At 50.4% G+C, this 17,314-nt stretch carries 21 protein-coding genes; 19 read left to right on the top strand and 2 right to left on the bottom strand.

The annotated features are described in order from the left end of the window. The first annotated feature begins 61 nt into the window (after positions 1-61). Together EKM91_RS01000 and EKM91_RS00995 are read left to right on the top strand one after the other, a co-directional pair. Positions 62-1,417: an FAD-dependent oxidoreductase gene (locus EKM91_RS01000; RefSeq protein WP_125748353.1), complete on the top strand. Its 1,356-nt coding sequence runs from the start codon at positions 62-64 to the stop codon at positions 1,415-1,417. Positions 1,418-1,451: 34 nt separating this feature from the next. Next, positions 1,452-2,084 (top strand): LVIS_2131 family protein, encoded by a 633-nt coding sequence (locus tag EKM91_RS00995; RefSeq protein WP_125748350.1) that lies wholly within the window; start codon positions 1,452-1,454, stop codon positions 2,082-2,084. A gap of 97 nt (positions 2,085-2,181) precedes the next feature. Here the strand turns inward: EKM91_RS00995 and EKM91_RS00990 are convergent, their stop codons facing one another. Next, a complete protein-coding gene (locus EKM91_RS00990; RefSeq protein ID WP_125748346.1) occupies positions 2,182-2,388 on the bottom strand; it encodes an LBP_cg2779 family protein in 207 nt (68 codons plus the stop codon). Positions 2,389-2,533: 145 nt separating this feature from the next. Between EKM91_RS00990 and EKM91_RS00985 the strand changes: the two genes are divergently transcribed. From EKM91_RS00985 to EKM91_RS00965, 5 genes are all read left to right on the top strand, one after another. After that, entirely contained in the window at positions 2,534-2,833 is a 300-nt protein-coding gene (locus EKM91_RS00985) for a hypothetical protein (RefSeq protein WP_125748343.1), read from the top strand. Between the two features lie 183 nt (positions 2,834-3,016). Next, positions 3,017-4,132: a lactate oxidase gene (locus tag EKM91_RS00980; protein ID WP_125748340.1), complete on the top strand. Its 1,116-nt coding sequence runs from the start codon at positions 3,017-3,019 to the stop codon at positions 4,130-4,132. 66 nt (positions 4,133-4,198) lie between these two features. Beyond that, positions 4,199-4,666, top strand: coding sequence for a flavodoxin domain-containing protein (locus tag EKM91_RS00975; protein WP_125748337.1), 468 nt, complete (start codon positions 4,199-4,201; stop codon positions 4,664-4,666). Positions 4,667-4,711: 45 nt separating this feature from the next. Continuing rightward, positions 4,712-4,939, top strand: a complete 228-nt coding sequence (locus EKM91_RS00970) for a hypothetical protein (protein WP_125748335.1) — start codon at positions 4,712-4,714, stop codon at positions 4,937-4,939. A gap of 64 nt (positions 4,940-5,003) precedes the next feature. Further along, positions 5,004-5,414, top strand: coding sequence for a pyridoxamine 5'-phosphate oxidase family protein (locus EKM91_RS00965; protein WP_125748332.1), 411 nt, complete (start codon positions 5,004-5,006; stop codon positions 5,412-5,414). Between the two features lie 71 nt (positions 5,415-5,485). On the opposite strand, the gene EKM91_RS00960 is transcribed toward EKM91_RS00965, so the two are convergent. After that, on the bottom strand, positions 5,486-6,157 hold the full coding sequence (locus tag EKM91_RS00960) for a type 1 glutamine amidotransferase (RefSeq protein WP_125748329.1): 672 nt from the start codon (positions 6,155-6,157) through the stop codon (positions 5,486-5,488). A 207-nt stretch (positions 6,158-6,364) separates the two neighbouring features. Here EKM91_RS00960 and rsmG point away from each other — a divergent pair, with 207 nt between their 5' ends. The 12 genes from rsmG to EKM91_RS00900 all read left to right on the top strand — a co-directional run bounded on the left by rsmG (position 6,365) and on the right by EKM91_RS00900 (position 17,246). After that, positions 6,365-7,096 carry a 16S rRNA (guanine(527)-N(7))-methyltransferase RsmG gene (rsmG, locus tag EKM91_RS00955; protein WP_125748327.1) on the top strand — a complete coding sequence of 244 codons (732 nt, stop codon included), beginning with the start codon at positions 6,365-6,367 and terminating at the stop codon, positions 7,094-7,096. 1 nt (position 7,097) lies between these two features. Next, positions 7,098-7,955, top strand: a complete 858-nt coding sequence (noc, locus tag EKM91_RS00950; RefSeq protein ID WP_125748324.1) for a nucleoid occlusion protein — start codon at positions 7,098-7,100, stop codon at positions 7,953-7,955. Between the two features lie 8 nt (positions 7,956-7,963). Then, positions 7,964-8,731 (top strand): ParA family protein, encoded by a 768-nt coding sequence (locus tag EKM91_RS00945; RefSeq protein WP_125748321.1) that lies wholly within the window; start codon positions 7,964-7,966, stop codon positions 8,729-8,731. Continuing rightward, a complete protein-coding gene (locus EKM91_RS00940; RefSeq protein ID WP_125748318.1) occupies positions 8,721-9,590 on the top strand; it encodes a ParB/RepB/Spo0J family partition protein in 870 nt (289 codons plus the stop codon). Before EKM91_RS00945 ends, EKM91_RS00940 begins: the two co-directional genes overlap by 11 nt. Before the next feature lie 12 nt (positions 9,591-9,602). Beyond that, a complete protein-coding gene (locus EKM91_RS00935; RefSeq protein WP_125748315.1) occupies positions 9,603-9,791 on the top strand; it encodes a DUF951 domain-containing protein in 189 nt (62 codons plus the stop codon). A gap of 15 nt (positions 9,792-9,806) precedes the next feature. Beyond that, positions 9,807-10,907, top strand: coding sequence for a redox-regulated ATPase YchF (gene ychF, locus EKM91_RS00930; RefSeq protein WP_125748312.1), 1,101 nt, complete (start codon positions 9,807-9,809; stop codon positions 10,905-10,907). A 42-nt stretch (positions 10,908-10,949) separates the two neighbouring features. After that, on the top strand, positions 10,950-11,633 hold the full coding sequence (locus tag EKM91_RS00925; RefSeq protein ID WP_125748309.1) for a DUF1129 domain-containing protein: 684 nt from the start codon (positions 10,950-10,952) through the stop codon (positions 11,631-11,633). A gap of 236 nt (positions 11,634-11,869) precedes the next feature. Next, positions 11,870-13,357 carry an IMP dehydrogenase gene (guaB, locus tag EKM91_RS00920; RefSeq protein ID WP_125748306.1) on the top strand — a complete coding sequence of 496 codons (1,488 nt, stop codon included), beginning with the start codon at positions 11,870-11,872 and terminating at the stop codon, positions 13,355-13,357. Positions 13,358-13,525: 168 nt separating this feature from the next. Next, on the top strand, positions 13,526-14,212 hold the full coding sequence (gene croR, locus EKM91_RS00915; protein ID WP_125748304.1) for a response regulator transcription factor CroR: 687 nt from the start codon (positions 13,526-13,528) through the stop codon (positions 14,210-14,212). 3 nt (positions 14,213-14,215) lie between these two features. Continuing rightward, a complete protein-coding gene (locus EKM91_RS00910; RefSeq protein WP_125748301.1) occupies positions 14,216-15,409 on the top strand; it encodes a sensor histidine kinase in 1,194 nt (397 codons plus the stop codon). Further along, positions 15,402-16,706: a serine hydrolase gene (locus tag EKM91_RS00905; RefSeq protein ID WP_125748298.1), complete on the top strand. Its 1,305-nt coding sequence runs from the start codon at positions 15,402-15,404 to the stop codon at positions 16,704-16,706. Before EKM91_RS00910 ends, EKM91_RS00905 begins: the two co-directional genes overlap by 8 nt. Positions 16,707-16,784: 78 nt before the next feature. After that, positions 16,785-17,246 carry a GreA/GreB family elongation factor gene (locus EKM91_RS00900; RefSeq protein WP_125748295.1) on the top strand — a complete coding sequence of 154 codons (462 nt, stop codon included), beginning with the start codon at positions 16,785-16,787 and terminating at the stop codon, positions 17,244-17,246. Positions 17,247-17,314: the final 68 nt, after the last annotated feature.

The raw sequence follows: 17,314 nt of genomic DNA, 5'->3' as shown, positions 1-17,314 counted from the left end.
TCGTGCGATAATAACAGATAGCAGTATCCCATTTAATGACACATCAAAGAGAGGCCCTAATATGAGAATCGCAGTAGTCGGGTGTACCCACGCTGGCACAGCAGCGGTCCATGAAATCATTGCGCGGCACCCGGAAACGACGGTCGATGTCTTTGAACGCCGGGCAGATATTTCCTTTTTATCTTGCGGGATCGCGTTGTATCTTGAAGGTACAGTTGCACGCTTGGAGGACATGTTTTACGACAGCGCGGCTGAGTTGGAAAAACTTGGCCCCAATGTGCACGTGCACCTGCAACATGACGTGGTGACGATCGCTGCCAAAGACCACCAGCTGGAAGTGCAAAACATGGTGAGCGGTCAGCGGTTCATGCAAGGTTATGACAAGCTGATCATGACCACAGGCAGCTATCCGGTTGTGCCGCCATTACAAGGGATCAGTCTGCCGCGGGTCTTGATGTGTAAAAATTATGACGATGCCGTCAAAATCAAAGAAAGTGCCAAAGATGCCCAAACGATCGCGATCATCGGCGGCGGCTATATTGGCGTTGAGATCGCCGAAGCGTATAGCCGCATCGGTCGCAAGGTGATCTTCATCAATGGGGTGCACGGGGTCTTGAGCCATTATGTCGATCACGAGTTGGCAGAGCTGGTCAGCGATGAATTGCGTGCTCATGGGGTCACGACGTTTTTGAACGAAGTCGCGTTACAATTTGATAGCGATAAGCAACATGCGTTCATTCGTACGGATAAAGCAGAACACGTGGCTGATTTGGCGGTGGTATGCGTCGGCTTTCGGGCAATGACAGAATTGCTGGAAGGCCAAGTGGTGACCAACCCTGATGGGTCGATCCACGTCAATGATTATATGCAAACCAGCGACCCTGATATTTATGCCGGCGGGGATGCCGTGGCGGTGCACTTCAATCCCACCGGCCGCGACTCATATGCGCCATTGGCAACAAATGCCGTGCGCCAAGGGAAATTAGCCGGGCGCAATGTGTTTGGCAATGTGGTGCGTTACATGGGGACCCAATCGACGAGTGCGATGCGGTTATATGATAAGACGCTGGCTTGTACCGGGATGACCTTGAAGCGGGCCAAAACAGAAGGCTTCAACGCGGCTAGCGTGACGTTGACGGATGCCTATCGCCCAGAGTTCATGGCAGATGCCTATCCGGTGACGATGGTGTTAGTTTATGATCAAGATAACCGGCGGATCCTCGGTGCGCAATTATTGAGTCAACATGATGTGACGCAATCGGCCAATTTGGTTTCGGTCATGATCCAAAACCGCAACACGATCGACGACTTGGCGTATGTCGATATGCTGTTTAACCCTTGGTATGATAAGCCTTGGAACTACTTGAATTTGTTGGGCCAAATGGCAGTTGAGCAGGCGGATCATCTGAACGCTTAACGATCAGCGGAAACGTTTTTGTAAGGAGAAATGCATGAATTCTTGGAACTTACTAGGGCTAGTGGCATGGCTGTTAGTCCTAGCTTATCTCGGTTTTGTGGTCTGGAATATTCGCCAACGCCATTTAAAAATGCTGGTCGTTTTGCGCCAGCAGCATTCGGTGAAGACCGTTTTGATCGACTGCTTAGAAGTGTTGCTTTTAGCCGTGGTTTTTTACGGGATGGCTTGGGTCACGTGGTTGCGTCAACCGGATTATTCTGATCGCAGTGCCCTTAAGGTGACTTATAATTATGCAAATCTCGTGTTGCAAACCGACTCAGATCGCTCTTATTATGTCAGTGTGACCTCGGGTAATGGCAAGCATCCGGTGCATTATTATACTTACTGGACTCACGGGGCAAAATATCAGATCTCGAGTCGCAATGCTGACGTTTCTGATGCCACCGATGCTTTAACCGTGCGGGCATCTGCTTATCCATGGTCAACCAAGCAACTCGCTAAGTTAGAAAAAACGCAAGAAAAAGCTTATGTGGCGACGTATATTGGCACGTATAAGCCGACGTTTCTCAATGGTTTAGGGCTAAGGGTCGGACGGACGGCGCAACGCTTTTCCTTGATTCGGATCCCTAATGATACTTTCCAAAAAGTCGTTTCGGCACATGATTGAACCTAAACTAAAACAAGCACTTAAAAATAGCGATCAGCTCGCTGTCTTTAAGTGCTTGTTTTAATGGTGACCGCTTTATCGGCACGGCGATCGCTGGCTATTTGCCTTTGGGTTTGTGCTCCATATAATCGCGGAGGCTGGCCACGACCGTTGGATCCGGGTTCTCCCGCATTGCTTTAATGTTGTGGATGTGTTCCACAGATACATGGCTGTTGAGCGCCATCTCGGTGTCGGTGAGGTTGTTCTTACGCTGGAAGTCGATGATCTCCCGAGAAAATGCGTTTAATTGCTCTTTTTCGCTCATTGCATTGGTTCCTCCTCGATTTCACTTATCCCTAGTATACCTAACTTCACCGTAAATGCGTTAATAAGTTGCAAAAGCAAACGTTTGTTTGTATAATGATAATAGAGCATAGTTTCTGTCGCACTTGTGCAAAGGGGCTGATGAAATGTCACCATACGCTTATTTACAAGAGCTCGCGACTAGGCAAACGACGCCGATCCGGGTGCGGACATGGGAGAACAAGAATGTGATCATTCGGCGTAATTTAGACCGCCACAATGGCTTGGTCACACAGGTTTGGGATGCATGGTTACGACAAGTATTGCGGCTGTTTGGTGGATTTGAGCCTTTGATCGAAATCGATGTATTTGGCAAACAGCCAGACATTCGCTTTTTTGCTGAGAACCAACTTGCCGAAGCGGTGCACTTCTTATTGCATGTTGATCGACAATTGACGCTAAATTGACGCCGTGCTGAGAAACGCCCTTGGCCTACGATTTGATCGAATCGTGGGGCAAGGGCGTTTTTGGTGCCTCGCAGTTGCGGTTAAATTTGAAAAAAACTTGGCAAAAGTAAGCATAAAGGTTTGACTAACTAAAAGTAAGTGATATAGTGATCCTTGTAATCAACTCATAGGAGGATGTTAATCATGACAGAAGTAAACGGTTATCAGCAAAGCGACAACGAAAAGAAATTGACGATTTTGAATTTGCCAGCACTTGAAGCAGAGGCAAAAAAGATCATTCCGACTGGCGGCTTCGGCTATATCGTCGGCGGTGCAGAAGATGATTGGACTTTGCGGCAAAATACGCTGGCTTTTCAACATGCTCAAATCGTTCCTAAGGCATTGTCGAACATCGAATCTCCAGATCTGTCGACGCAGATCTTTGGCATCGATTTGAAGACGCCTGTCATGATGGCACCTGCTGCTGCCCAGGGGTTGGCGCATAGCCAAGGCGAAAAGGCGACTGCCAAAGGCGTTGCGGCAGTTGGCGGGTTGATGAGCCAAAGCACTTATAGCTCAACTTCCATCGCTGATACCGCAGCGGCTGCACCAGGGGCCCCACAGTTTTTCCAACTGTATATGTCCAAAGATTGGGACTTCAACTACAGCTTGTTGGATGAAGCCGTCAAAGCCGGCGTCAAAGGGATCATTTTAACCGTTGATGCAACGGTTGATGGGTATCGTGAACAAGATATCATCAATAATTTCCAATTCCCGATCCCAATGGCTAACCTGGAGAAGTTCTCGGCTGGTGATGGTAAAGGCAAAGGGATCGGTGAGATCTACGCTTCTGCTGCCCAAAAGATCGGTGAAGACGATGTCCGCCGGATCGCAGAATATACCAAACTGCCGGTGATCGTTAAAGGAATCGAATCCCCTGAAGATGCGCTGCGCGCGATTGGTGCCGGTGCTAGTGGGATCTATGTGTCTAACCACGGCGGCCGGGAATTGAATGGCGGCCCGGCAGCATTTGATGTGTTGCCAAGCATCGCCAAGGCGGTCAATCATCAAGTTCCGATCATCTTTGATTCCGGCGTCCGGCGCGGCAGTCATGTTTTCAAGGCATTAGCGGCTGGGGCAGATCTCGTCGCCTTCGCCCGGCCAGTCTTGTATGGTTTGGCTTTAGGCGGGGCACAAGGCGTCCAAAGCGTGTTTGAACAAATCGATCATGAATTTGAGATCGTGATGCAGCTGGCCGGCACCAAGACGATCGCTGACGTCAAGCAAGCACCGCTGACGCATTTTAATTACCAAGATTAAGCTGCTGATGGATGCGCATTCAGCCCTAGCGTCGAACATGGTATACTGAAGCTAGAGGTGAGCGCAATGAAGGTATTGATTTTATACGCATCGATCACAGGGAATGCCAAGGGGATGGCGCGGATCTTGACGCAATTTTTTGAACATGCCGGCGCAAGCGTCAGCATTGGCGAGATGCAGCAAACAGATGCTGCCAAGCTTGCTGGTTATGATGCGGTGATTTTGTCCACTTATACTTGGTCTGGCGGGGTGATCCCAGAAGAAACGCAGGATTTTTACGCGGATCTGCAGCAACTGGATTTTAGCCAGAAACCGTTGGTCTTTGGGATCGCCGGCACTGGCGATAAGTTTTATGGGCAAGATCGCTATAATACGGCGCCAGACCATTTTGAAGCGGTATTAACCTCCGCTGGTGCGATCAAAGGAGCCGATAGTATCAAGATCGAACAAGGCGCTACTCAAGCGGATATGCCTGCTTTTGCCGCGTTCACCAAGGCAATTGTGGCGAAGGTCAAAGCGGTCCAACAAGATTAGTTTTGGCCGGATCAAGTGACAGGCAACTGTCAAAGGAGGCTTACCATGGACGAGACCGTATTTTTCAATCCAGGCGATGCGATCGCCAATGACTTTGACTTTCAAGCCGCCCGGCGGAGTGCAGAGATCTATAAAGCAGAACATGTAGCAGACGAAGGCTTAGTGGTGGCTAAGGATGCTGATGGCGGCTTTGCGGTGTTTTACGAAGCTGCCGGCCAACCGGCTGACGATGAACCAAATAAAGGCCGCTACACCATCTTAGCGCATCTCTAAAGCGTAGGCGCAGCTAGGAAGCGTTAAGTGAAACAGAAGTTATTTTTAGGAGCGTGATGTGAATATGGCAACTTTGACTCCGGCAATGCAAACAATGATCGCCGAGCAACTGAACTTTTTGGCCACTGCAGATGAACATGGCAACCCGCAAGTCGGGCCTAAAGGAACGATGCGCGTCTTGGACGATCACCGCTTGATCTATAACGAAGAAACTGGCAAACAAGCCTGGCATAACCTTAATGACAACCATAAAGCGGCAGTCGCTGTCGTTGACCGGCCGGCATTGAAAGGCTTTCGCTTTGAAGGCACCGCAGAATTTCACACGGATGATGACATCTACCGTGATGCGCAGGCATTTGCGCAAGCGCGTAAGCTGCCAGCAGCGATCGCAGCCGTTGTGATCAATGTGCACCGCATCTATCGCCTCGACGTTGGTGCGGTGGCGGGTGATTTGATCGAAGCAGATCCTGAATAAGCCAAGCAAATAAAAATACGGCTCTGGCCCAACCTTTCAAGGTTGAACGCCAGAGCCGTATTTTGTTGGCTTTAAACAGCGGTTTGCGTGCGCTGTTTGTGGTTGGCAATGATCAATTGGGTGATGACTTTGGCGATGTTGGTGTTGCGCAAAATGGGGCCATGCGCATAACTGCCGAAGGTGTTTTTATAGCGCATGCCTTCGACGCCGTCTTCCGGGTTGTTTCCGTAACCTTGGATCATCTTGCCTAACGGTTGCAACTTTTGAGGATCGTCGAAGTAGGTGCGGCCGCTATGATTTTCAAATGCCCGCACGGTACCAAAACTGGTTTCGAATTCGGTATCGCCGATCATGCGGCTGTCGGCTTTGAATACGGTGTGCAAAGGTAAGATCCCCAGACCAGGGATCGTGTCGCCTGCGCTGGTTTCGTAGTAGGCACCAAGGAGCTGGTAACCACCGCAAATCGCCAGCATTGGCCGACCTGCTTCAATGTAATCGCGCAAGGTGGCTTTGTGGCGCTTGAGATCGCGTGCGACGACCGTCTGTTCGTAATCTTGGCCGCCACCGAAGAAAATGAAGTCGTAATCTGAGGCATTGAAAGGGGCCTCTAAACTGATATTGTCGACTTGCACCTGATAGCCCGCTTGGTTGAGCCAATAACGCAAAATCTTGACATCGCCAGAGTCGCCATAAGTGTTCATCAGGTCCTCATAGAGATATGCGATGGTAATGGTATTTGCCACAGTGGTCACCTGTCCTTTCGTATCCGCATAATAGCACATTTTGGCGTGAAAACAAACGCTTCAGCGGGTGAGTGTTTCATGTGAAACGGGCGCGCCTGGTGGGTTGTGGGAGAGATTAAATTACGTTAAACTAGAGCATGACGTGAAACGCGCCTTGTTCCACGAAAATAGGCGCGTGATCCGGGAAAATAAAGGAATGGTGTCGATATGGATCGCGAAACTTTTGGGCCGGCTTTGGCTGAGTTGGGCTTGCCGCAGCACGCGGAACAACTGCACCAATATGCACAATATTATGACTATTTAGTCGCAGAAAATCAGAAGATGAACCTCACTGGGATTACCGATGAACCCGGGGTGTACCTCAAACATTTTTATGATTCTCTGACGCTGGTGACTGCGGTACCGCAACTGAAGACACAAGCCTTGAGTCTTTGTGATGTTGGTGCAGGCGCAGGGTTCCCGTCGCTGCCGGTGAAGATCGCCTTACCGCAGTTGACCGTCAGCATCGTTGACTCATTAAATAAGCGGATCGGCTTTTTACAACGGTTGACCGCGAAACTAGGCCTGCAAGGGGTCCAACTTTATCATGATCGTGCGGAAACCTTTGGCGGGAAGAAATCGCCGCATCGTCAAGCCTATGACGTCGTCACGGCGCGGGCAGTGGCGCCATTGAACGTCTTAGCCGAGTTGTGCTTGCCGTTAGTCAAAATCGGCGGCGTCTTCGTGGCGATGAAAGCGGCACATGCAGATGCCGAGCTGGAATTGGCCCAAACGGCGATCCGCACGTTAGGCGGTGAAATAACGGCTGCTAAGACGCTGACCCTGCCTGAATCCGGCGACTCTCGCAGCTTGATCGTGATCACCAAGCGTCAGGCGACACCTAAGGCATACCCACGCAAACCAGGAACACCAAGCAAGTTGCCGTTAGGGGGGAAGTAAAATGGCGTTACCATTTTTTGGCCGTAAAAAGGAGCTTACACCAGGCCTTAGCGTGCAAGAGATCCCGCTGACTGCCATCGTACCTAATCGGTTCCAGCCGCGGAAGGTCTTCACCGAAGCGGCGATCACAGAACTTGCCGAAACGATCAAAGCACACGGGTTGTTGCAACCGATCATTTTGCGCGAGTATGCCCCGCAACAATATGAGATCGTAGCTGGTGAACGGCGTTTTCGGGCCATGCAGTATCTGCAAATGGCAAAGGCGCCGGCGATCGTGCAAAAGATGAGCGACGAAGAATCTGCCGCCATGGCGTTGATCGAGAATTTACAACGAGAAGGCTTATCCGCGATTGAAGAGGCGCAAGCGTATACCGCGTTGATGGAGCTGAATCATTTGACGCAAGCACAGCTGGCAGCGCAATTGGGGAAAAGCCAGTCTTTTGTCGCGAATAAATTGCGGTTGTTGAAGTTGTCAGAACCGGTGCAACAAGCGATCATGAATGGCGAGATCAGTGAGCGCCACGGCCGCGAACTATTGCGCGTGGACGATTATCACCAGCAGTTATTGCTCCATGAGATCCTTGCTTCAGGGCTAACCGTCAAAGAGACGCAACAAGCCGCCGAAGCGATCTTGCATCCCGAGCTGGCCCAAGCCGCTGCTGAGCCGCCTAAGGCCCAAGCGTCGCCGAGTAAACCGGCTAAAAAAAGACGGACGCCGCATAGCCATGACACGCGCATGGCGATCAATACCTTGAAGAAGTCGGTGCATTTGATCAAAGATGCCGGCATGCAGGTGAAGATGACGGAAGAAGACGCGGCAGATGCTTATCGTATCGTGATCGAGTTACCGAAAAAATAGGAGGCACTATGGCACACATCATTGCGGTTGCAAACCAAAAAGGCGGCGTAGGCAAAACCACGACGACGATCAATTTAGGCGCGTGTCTGGCTAATGCCGGGAAGCGGGTATTGATCATTGATGCTGATGCGCAAGGAAATGCGACGAGTGGCGTGGGGATCCAAAAGCCGGCGGTCACCAAAGATATCTATGACGTTTTGGTCAATGAAGATCCGATTGCTGAGGCGTTGTTGAAAACCCAACACGAAAATCTCTGGATCGTGCCGGCAACGATCCAATTAGCCGGTGCAGAAATCGAATTGACGAGTCAAATGGCGCGGGAAATGCGCTTGAAACTTGGCTTAGCCGCTGTCGAGAAAGACTATGATTATATCTTGATCGACTGTCCCCCGTCACTTGGCCAGTTGTCGATCAATGCGTTTACCGCGGCACATTCGATCTTGATCCCGGTCCAAAGTGAGTATTATGCCCTTGAAGGACTGAGCCAACTCTTGAACACGGTGCGCCTAGTCCAAAAACACTTCAATCCGTCGTTGAGCATCGAAGGGGTGTTGTTGACGATGTATGATCGCCGGACCAATTTAGGCGCGCAAGTGATCGACGAAGTGCGCAAATATTTTGGCGACAAGGTTTATGAAACAATTATTCCGCGAATCACCCGCTTAGCGGAAGCGCCGAGTTATGGGTTGCCGATCGTGGATTACGATCCTAAATCTAAGGGTACTGAAGTCTATACGCAATTAGCCCAGGAGGTGTTAGCTGCCCATGGTGAATAAGAATAGCAAAGGTCTGGGACGCGGCATCGATGCGATTTTTCAAGAGTTTGAAAGTCCCGATACCACGTTGAGCAACGTTGAAGACTTGCCTTTGGCGGATATCCGCCCAAATCCTTACCAGCCGCGGAAAAGTTTTGACGAAGCTGGGTTGGCTGATTTGGCCGCGTCGATTCGCAATACGGGGGTATTTCAGCCGATCATTGTGCGCAAATCGGTGAATGGCTATGAGATCATCACCGGTGAGCGGCGTTTTCGGGCCTCAAAGCTGGCAGGCAAAGAAACGATCCCAGCAATCGTGCGCAGTTTCGATGACCCGGCAATGATGGAAATCGCCGTGCTGGAAAATTTGCAGCGCGAAGATCTGACGCCGCTAGACGAGGCGCAAGCATACGATACGTTGATCAAAAAGCTGGACTTGACGCAAGCGGAAGTGTCACAACGCTTAGGCAAGAGCCGGCCGTATATCGCTAATTACTTGCGGCTGCTGACGCTGCCTGCGTCTGTCAAGCAGCTGCTCAACGAAAAACAACTGTCGATGGGCCAAGCGCGCACGCTGCTGAGCTTGAAGGATAAAAAGAAGATCCCGGCCGTCGCCAAGCGGGTCGTAGCGGAAAATCTGACGGTGCGGCAGCTTGAACATTTGATCAATCAGCTCAATGCCGGCGGGACCAAACCCAAAGCCAAATCGGTGCAAAAGTCACCTTATCTGCAGGCCAGTGAAAACCAACTAGGCGATCGCTTCGGGACTAAAGTCAACATCGCGCAGTCCACTAAGGGCAAAGGCAAAATCGAGATCGATTTTACCGATCCCAATGACTTGAACCGGATCTTAGCATTGTTAGATGTCAATCTGGACTAAGGAGGCCGATTCATGTACGCTTTACACGATCATGTTTTGATGAAAAAGCCTCATGCTTGCGGCGTCAACGATTGGGAGATCATTCGGGTGGGGATGGATATTAAGATCCGCTGTACCGGATGCGGCCATATCGTGATGATGCCGCGACATGACTTCGATCGGAAAATGAAAAAAGTTCTGACCAAACACCAAGATCAATAGAAAAGAGTGAATTTAATGGCTTTAACAGCAGGTATCGTCGGATTGCCAAACGTCGGCAAATCGACACTTTTTAACGCGATCACCAAAGCAGGGGCCGAAATGGCGAACTACCCATTTGCGACGATCGATCCAAACGTCGGGATGGTCGAAGTGCCAGATGCACGCTTGGCACGCATCGATGAATTGATCCCCGCCAAGAAGATCATTCACACGACTTTTGAGTTCACCGACATTGCCGGGATCGTCAAAGGCGCATCCAAAGGCGAAGGGCTGGGGAATAAGTTCCTCGAAAACATTCGCCAAGTCGACGCGATCGTGCATGTGGTCCGGGCTTTTGACGATGACGAGATCACCAGTGTCACTGGGGTAGTTGATCCACTGGATGATATTGAAACGATCAACTTAGAATTGGCCCTGGCAGATTTGGACAGTGTCAATAAGCGCTATGCTAAAGTCGAAAAAATTGCGCGCACCAAAGACAAAGAGGCCCTTGCCGAATTTGCCGTGCTAAAAAAGATCCGCCCAGCGCTTGAAGAAGGGCAGCCGGTGCGGACGCTTGACTTTACAGAAGACGAACAAAAAATCGTTAAAGGCTTGTTCCTCTTGACTACCAAACCAGTGTTGTATGTGGCTAATATTGCCGAAGATGATATGGCCGATCCTGAAAGCTGCCAATACGTGCGGGTGATCGAAGATTATGCGGCTAAAGAAGATGCCGAAGTGATCGCGGTTTCTGCCCGGACTGAAGAAGAAATCGCGGAGTTAGATGACGCGGATAAGGCGGACTTTTTGGAAGCAGAAGGCGTCAGCGAATCAGGCTTGGATAAGTTGATCAAGGCGTCTTATCAGCTCTTAGGGTTGGCAACGTTCTTTACGGCTGGCGGCAAAGAAACGCGCGCCTGGACGTTCAAGCGCGGCATGAAGGCCCCTCAAGTTGCCGGCGTGATCCACTCTGATTTTGAACGCGGCTTCATTCGTGCAGAAACCATGAGCTTTGCCGATCTTGATCAATACGGCAGTGTGGCAGCGGTGCGTGAAGCGGGACGCTTGCGCTCTGAAGGCAAAGAGTATCAGGTACAAGATGGGGATATCATCGAGTTCCGGTTCAACGTTTGATACCAGTCGCTATAGCATAGATCATTCAAGGGGGATAACGGAGTGGCGGATAAAAAGAACACACCGGAAGAAACAGCACCAGCCGTCGATGTTGATGCATTATTACAACAGTTGACCAAGAAAAACGACGAATATGTGTTTAAGTTGCGGCGGATCTTAACTGAACATCAATATACCCAAGCACAAGAGCAAAAGCTCCTAGCTGAATTGTTGCCGGAAATGATCGCCGCACAGCGCCAAGGCAAGCCAGCGACACAATTGTACGGGCCGGTGACGGTCAAAGCGGAAAGCTTGATCAATGCTCCCAAGCCGAAGAAGAAAGTGCCATTTTGGCTGAGCGGGATCGATTTGAGCCTCTTTTTCATCAGTATTTTTGCGTTGATCTACGGGATCATGGCGTATATCCAGCCGAAACAAATGACTGGGGCTAGTGGGATCGCGTCATTGCTGATCATGGCCATCGCGGCAGGGTTCATCTTTACCTATTACAACCAATGGACCCATAAGCCGAAAAAAGAGCGGCCTAAGACGTGGATCTTGATGCTAGCAGGGGTGGCACTGGTCATGTTGGCGTCTATCGCTTCTAGCAGTTTGGCGCTGGTGAAGTCGCCATTGACCAACCCGTCGCCATGGCCCGTTTACTTAGGCCTAGCCGTCATTGCTTATGGGGGCCATTGGTATCTCAAGCGGCGCTATCAGCTCGATGGGATCATGGCCATGGGATAATTCCCGAACAAATATTATTTTTATTAGATTTTCATTCGACGTGAAATGAATTTTAAGCGTCTCTATGCACGAATATTAGCGTAATGTTCGGCATGAAAGCTGGATAAAATGAGTTGATTCTCATTTAAAAAGCCCGCTATGACGGGCTTTTTTCTTTGCTCAACAAGAAGTAATTGACGATTTTCCGTGCGAATGCTATTCTGGTCAACAACAAAAAACGAAAGAGGGCTGTCCACTTGAGTAATTGGGAGACAAAGTTTGCGCGCCGCGGTTTTACATTTGATGATGTGTTATTGATACCTGCTGAAAGTCACGTCCTGCCACAAGATGTCGATCTTTCCGTTCAACTCGCGGATAATTTGAAGCTCAATATTCCAATTCTCTCTGCTGGGATGGATACCGTCACCGAAAGCAACATGGCTATCGCCATGGCCCGCCAAGGTGGATTAGGGGTCATCCACAAGAACATGAGTATTGCCGCACAAGCTGATGAAGTCTTGACCGTTAAGCGTTCTGAAAACGGAGTGATCATCAATCCGTTTTTCCTGACGGCCAACGATCCGGTTTCAGAAGCTAATGACTTGATGCATAAATACCGGATCTCCGGTGTGCCGATCGTTGACTCTAAAGACTCGCGGAAGTTGACCGGGATCATTACAAATCGTGATCTGCGTTATGTGTCTGACCATGCGGTGGCGATCGGTACTGTCATGACCAAAGATCATCTGATCACCGCGCCAAGCGGGACCAGCCTAGAAGAAGCCGAAGCGATCTTGCAAAAGCACAAGATCGAAAAGCTGCCATTAGTCGATGCACAAGGCCGCTTATCTGGCTTGATCACGATCAAAGACATCGAAAAAGTTGTTGAATTCCCGAATGCGGCTAAAGATGATCATGGCCGGTTGTTGGTTGCAGCGGCGGTTGGGGTCACTTCAGATACCTTTGAACGGGCCCAAGCGCTGTTAGACGCTGGCGTGGATGCCTTGGTGATCGATACGGCGCACGGCCACTCTGCTGGCGTTTTGCGCAAGATCAAAGAGATCCGCGAACACTTCCCGAAGGTCACCTTGATCGCGGGTAATGTCGCGACGGCAGAAGGGGCTGCGGCCTTATATGATGCTGGTGTCGACGTTGTCAAAGTGGGGATCGGACCAGGCTCGATCTGCACGACGCGGATCGTTGCCGGTGTTGGCGTCCCGCAATTAACGGCGGTTTATGACGCCGCGACAGAAGCGCGTAAGCGTGGCAAGACGATTATCGCCGATGGGGGGATCAAGTTCTCCGGTGATATCGTTAAGGCCTTGGCCGCCGGCGGTTCTGCTGTGATGTTAGGTTCCATGTTAGCGGGGACTGACGAAGCCCCAGGCAGCTTTGAGATCTATCAAGGCCGGCGCTTTAAGACTTACCGCGGGATGGGATCGATCGGCGCGATGGCACAAGGCCATGGCTCCAGTGATCGTTACTTCCAAAGCGGGGTCAATGAATCCAAGAAGCTGGTACCAGAAGGAATCGAAGGACGCGTAGCCTATAAAGGCAGCTTGGCCGATGTGATCTATCAAATGGACGGCGGGTTGCGTTCTGGTATGGGTTATGTTGGTGCCGCGACGATCCAAGCGTTATCAGATAACGCTCAGTTCATTCAGATCTCTGGGGCCGGCTTAAAAGAAAGCCACCCACATGATGTGCAGATCACTAAAGAAGCACCGAACTACTCTGTCGAATAAAGTCACAGTTTAAGCACCGCATGGCCGGGCCGATCAGGGCCCGGCTTTTTTGCACCTTGAAGGACGGGGACCTTTAATTTTTTACATGTTTTGCCTTCTGGTCAGCACAGCCCAGACGCTTTTGATACAATGAACGATGATGCATAACTGTACAATGGGAGAATCGCGATGAAAATCTTAATTGTAGACGATGATAAAGAAATCGTTGAATTACTCAGTATTTACGTTAAAAATGAAGGCTATGAAGCCATTACGGCTTATTCTGGCAAAGAAGCGATCACCAAGCTGGTAACGACACCAGATATTTCGCTGATGATCTTGGATATCATGATGCCGAATATGTCGGGGATCGAAGTGGTCAAAGAAGTACGCAAAGACTCACAGATCCCGATCATTATCGTTTCGGCCAAAACTGGCGATATGGATAAGATCCAAGGGCTGATCACCGGCGCGGATGATTATGTGACCAAACCATTCAACCCGCTAGAGGTGATGGCGCGAGTCAAAAGTTTGTTGCGCCGCAGCCAAAACAAGGTCACCAATCCAGAACCAGATGTCTTAGAAGTGGGCCCCTTGACGATCAAAAAGGATAGTCATGAAGTGACGACTTTGACTGGTAAGCAGATCCAATTGACCGCCTTAGAGTTTGGCATCTTATACTTACTTGCAAGCCATCCCAACCGCGTTTTTTCAGCGGATGAGATCTTTGAACGCGTCTGGCAGCAAGAATCGATCGTTTCGGCCAAGACCGTGATGGTGCATGTCTCGCATTTGCGTGACAAGATCGAAGAAGCGACTGATGGTGAAAAAGTGATCGAAACTGTGTGGGGTGTTGGGTACAAAGTTGAGGGATAAACCATGGAAAAGGTCCATCTGACCCGCAAAGAAAAATCTGAATTGTGGGGCGAAGGCTTGATCACCGTGATCTTGCTGTTAATGCTCAATTTGGCGGTGGTCGTGTTGGGCAAACAGATCATTGCAGCTGACCCGCATTTGGAAAACTCGATTTGGGGGATCAAGCAGGTGATGACGTTTGGCCAAGATAACGTGCATCTCTGGAGTTGGCGTAATTTGGTCGTTAGCGGGATGGCGATCGTGGATGCGATTGTCGTTTATTGGCGGTTGATCAGGCGCTACCGACAGATGCAAATGCGGCATGTGATCGCGGAATTACATTATATCGCCGATGGCCATTTGGATCATCGTATTCGCTTTGAAGTCAATTCTGATCTGCAAAAAGTCGTGGCCAGTATCAATGCTTTGGTTGCATCGACGGTCAACTCGATGGAAGAAGAGCGGCGGATCGAAAAGAGTAAAGACGAATTGATCACAAATGTCTCGCATGATATCCGGACGCCATTGACCTCGATCATTGGGTATCTCGGGTTGATCGAAGATAAGCAATACCGCAGTGAAGACGAACTGGTCAAGTATACGCATACGGCTTATCTCAAGGCCAAACAAATGAAGGTCTTGGTGGAGGACTTGTTTGAATATACGAAGGCGCGGCAAACGACGACCCCGCTGAATACCGTTAGCTTCAACATGATTGCGATGCTCGAGCAGTTGGCCGCCAGTTTTGAGTTGGAAGCCGAGAAAAAAGGGATCACGATCCAAGTCACTGGGGAGCCGAATCCTTTGATGATGGAAGCAGACACCGAAAAACTTGGGCGGGTGTTCAATAATCTGCTCACCAATGCCTTGAAGTATGGGCAAAATGCGCAACACATCTACTTAGACGCGCAAAAAGTCGGTTCTGAAGCGGTGATCAAAGTCTCAAATGACGGTGAACAGATCCCTAACCATTCGTTGAGTCAATTGTTTGACCGCTTTTATCGGGTGGAAGGGTCGCGTTCACAAGAAACCGGCGGGTCTGGTTTGGGGTTGGCGATCGCGCAGTCATTTGTGAGCTTACATGGCGGCTATATTTATGCCGACTCGACCCCTGAATTAACGAGTTTCGTGATTCATTTGCCGCTGAAGCTTGGGACCACACTGAAGCGCCCTGATCCAGGGCTGCAGACGAAAGAGGAGGAGACGATCCATGGCTAACTTATGGCGCAGCTTGATCGTGGCCATCGCCAGTGTCAGTATTTGGCTAGGCGGCGCGCCTAGCGTGATGGCCCATGCGGCGACGACTGATGATATCGACGCCAGTGCCGCATTGGCGATCGAAGCGAAGACCGGGAAGATCCTTTATGCCAAAAATGCCGATCAAGCGCTGCCGATCGCTTCAATGACTAAGCTGATCGGCATTTATTTGGTGCGTCAGGCGATCGCTCAAGGCAAATTGCAATGGACGACAACGGTAACGCCAGATGCGAATATCTATGCGTTGAGTCAAGACAAGCAGTTGTCCAATGTGCCTTTACGCCAAGATGGCCAGTATACGATCAAGGCCTTATATCAAGCCAGTCTGATTTATTCCGCTAATGCGGCCATGATGCTGTTAGGCAATGCGGTCGCTGGCAATCAAGCCAAATTTATCGATCAAATGCGCGCACAGCTCAAAGCGTGGGGGATCAGCGATGCCACCATCATCAATGCCAGCGGGTTAGATAACAATGAACTGGCAGCGGTCGATCGCTATCCGCAAACCACGGATACCGATCAGAATTTATTATCTGCTAAAGATGTGGCCATTGTTGCACAGCACTTGATTGCAGATTACCCAGATACATTGGCAACCACGAGTATCAAAGAAATGTTGTTTGATTCCGGTAATAGTGATGCCACCAAAATGGCGAATTACAACACCATGTTACCTGGCTTGGCCACGGCGCAGTCAGACTTCACCGTTGACGGCTTGAAAACCGGAACGACGGATCGTGCCGGGGATTGTTTTGCCGGAACGGCAACGCAACATGGTATGCGGATCATTACTGTGGTGATGCACGCTAATGGCAGTGGGGATGATAAGCGGTTTGTCCAAACGGCAAAATTGATGCGCACCACGTTTGCCAATTGGAAGCTGATGACAGTGGCCACTGCAGGCAAAGCGGTACCTGGACATACCCAATTGGCGGTGAAGTACGGCCAACAAGGAACGGTCCCTTTGGTCGCTGATAAGACGCTGGCGCTTTATGTGCCTAAAGCGACCACTGCAGCCCAACTGCAATATTCCTATCAAGGCCAAACCAAACGCGTCTTGGCGCCGATCGCCAAAGCGCATGCGGTGGGGACTTTGACCGTTGCGGCTAAAGATGATCCCTTAGGCTACCTCAATGGTCAAACCGCCCAAACGGTAACGATCAAAACCGCCCAGACGGTGAAAAAAGCGAATGTCTTTGTCTTGATCATGCGCGGTGTGGGGGAATATTTTGGGGACTTGTTAGCGCAATGGACATGATCTAAAAACCCGAGGCTTTGGTCTTGGGTTTTAATTTGCGGCTAAAACGCGCTACAGTTAACCGTAGGAGGTAAAAGGATGCAATATCATCAGATCACAGCAAGCGGCTTGGCGGCATTAAAGGCGCAAGTGGTGACTTTGCAACATGACCGTCCAGCCAAGATCGCCCAGTTAAAAGCGGCAGCTGCCTTAGGCGACCGCTCAGAAAGTGCAGATTATAGTGCAGCCAAACGTGACTTGCGCCACCTGGAAAGCCGCCTGCGCTACTTGGATAAATTGATCCGCTATGCGCAAGTGGTGCCTTTGCCAACCGGCGATCAAGTGGCCATTGGCACGCAGGTGACGGTCGCTTTTGCCGCTGAGGCGGACCAAGCGGTTTATCGTTTAGTCGGACCCAAAGAAGCCGGCTTAGCGCCAGATAACCTAGCCGCGGATTCACCGTTAGGGGCGGCTTTAATCGGCCAGTCAGTCGGGGCGTCAGTGACCGTACCTGCCCCGGCCGGCCGCTATACTGTCACTATTGTGGCGATCACCGTGTAATCAAGGATTATGGTATAATCGGATTACCTATGCGACTGATCACAATCGCTCATGTAAGGAGAATCTTC

It is taken from the genome of Lacticaseibacillus baoqingensis (assembly GCF_003946165.1).
In the GTDB taxonomy this organism is placed as follows: domain Bacteria; phylum Bacillota; class Bacilli; order Lactobacillales; family Lactobacillaceae; genus Lacticaseibacillus; species Lacticaseibacillus baoqingensis.
Note: the sequence above shows the minus strand (reverse complement) of the source record. Positions and strands in the feature narration are given on the sequence as shown.

Bases quoted from the DNA above. Each gene is read 5' to 3' on its own strand.
- EKM91_RS00905 (WP_125748298.1), top strand. From the start codon at position 15,402: ATGGCTAACTTATGGCGCAGCTTGATCGTGGCCATCGCCAGTGTCAGT.
- EKM91_RS00940 (WP_125748318.1), top strand. From the start codon at position 8,721: ATGGTGAATAAGAATAGCAAAGGTCTGGGACGCGGCATCGATGCGATT.
- EKM91_RS00990 (WP_125748346.1), bottom strand. From the start codon at position 2,388: ATGAGCGAAAAAGAGCAATTAAACGCATTTTCTCGGGAGATCATCGAC.
- EKM91_RS00975 (WP_125748337.1), top strand. From the start codon at position 4,199: ATGAAGGTATTGATTTTATACGCATCGATCACAGGGAATGCCAAGGGG.
- EKM91_RS00945 (WP_125748321.1), top strand. From the start codon at position 7,964: ATGGCACACATCATTGCGGTTGCAAACCAAAAAGGCGGCGTAGGCAAA.
- EKM91_RS01000 (WP_125748353.1), top strand. From the start codon at position 62: ATGAGAATCGCAGTAGTCGGGTGTACCCACGCTGGCACAGCAGCGGTC.
- ychF (WP_125748312.1), top strand. From the start codon at position 9,807: ATGGCTTTAACAGCAGGTATCGTCGGATTGCCAAACGTCGGCAAATCG.
- rsmG (WP_125748327.1), top strand. From the start codon at position 6,365: ATGGATCGCGAAACTTTTGGGCCGGCTTTGGCTGAGTTGGGCTTGCCG.
- EKM91_RS00935 (WP_125748315.1), top strand. From the start codon at position 9,603: ATGTACGCTTTACACGATCATGTTTTGATGAAAAAGCCTCATGCTTGC.
- noc (WP_125748324.1), top strand. From the start codon at position 7,098: ATGGCGTTACCATTTTTTGGCCGTAAAAAGGAGCTTACACCAGGCCTT.
- EKM91_RS00980 (WP_125748340.1), top strand. From the start codon at position 3,017: ATGACAGAAGTAAACGGTTATCAGCAAAGCGACAACGAAAAGAAATTG.
- EKM91_RS00995 (WP_125748350.1), top strand. From the start codon at position 1,452: ATGAATTCTTGGAACTTACTAGGGCTAGTGGCATGGCTGTTAGTCCTA.
- EKM91_RS00970 (WP_125748335.1), top strand. From the start codon at position 4,712: ATGGACGAGACCGTATTTTTCAATCCAGGCGATGCGATCGCCAATGAC.
- EKM91_RS00910 (WP_125748301.1), top strand. From the start codon at position 14,216: ATGGAAAAGGTCCATCTGACCCGCAAAGAAAAATCTGAATTGTGGGGC.
- croR (WP_125748304.1), top strand. From the start codon at position 13,526: ATGAAAATCTTAATTGTAGACGATGATAAAGAAATCGTTGAATTACTC.
- EKM91_RS00965 (WP_125748332.1), top strand. From the start codon at position 5,004: ATGGCAACTTTGACTCCGGCAATGCAAACAATGATCGCCGAGCAACTG.
- EKM91_RS00985 (WP_125748343.1), top strand. From the start codon at position 2,534: ATGTCACCATACGCTTATTTACAAGAGCTCGCGACTAGGCAAACGACG.
- EKM91_RS00900 (WP_125748295.1), top strand. From the start codon at position 16,785: ATGCAATATCATCAGATCACAGCAAGCGGCTTGGCGGCATTAAAGGCG.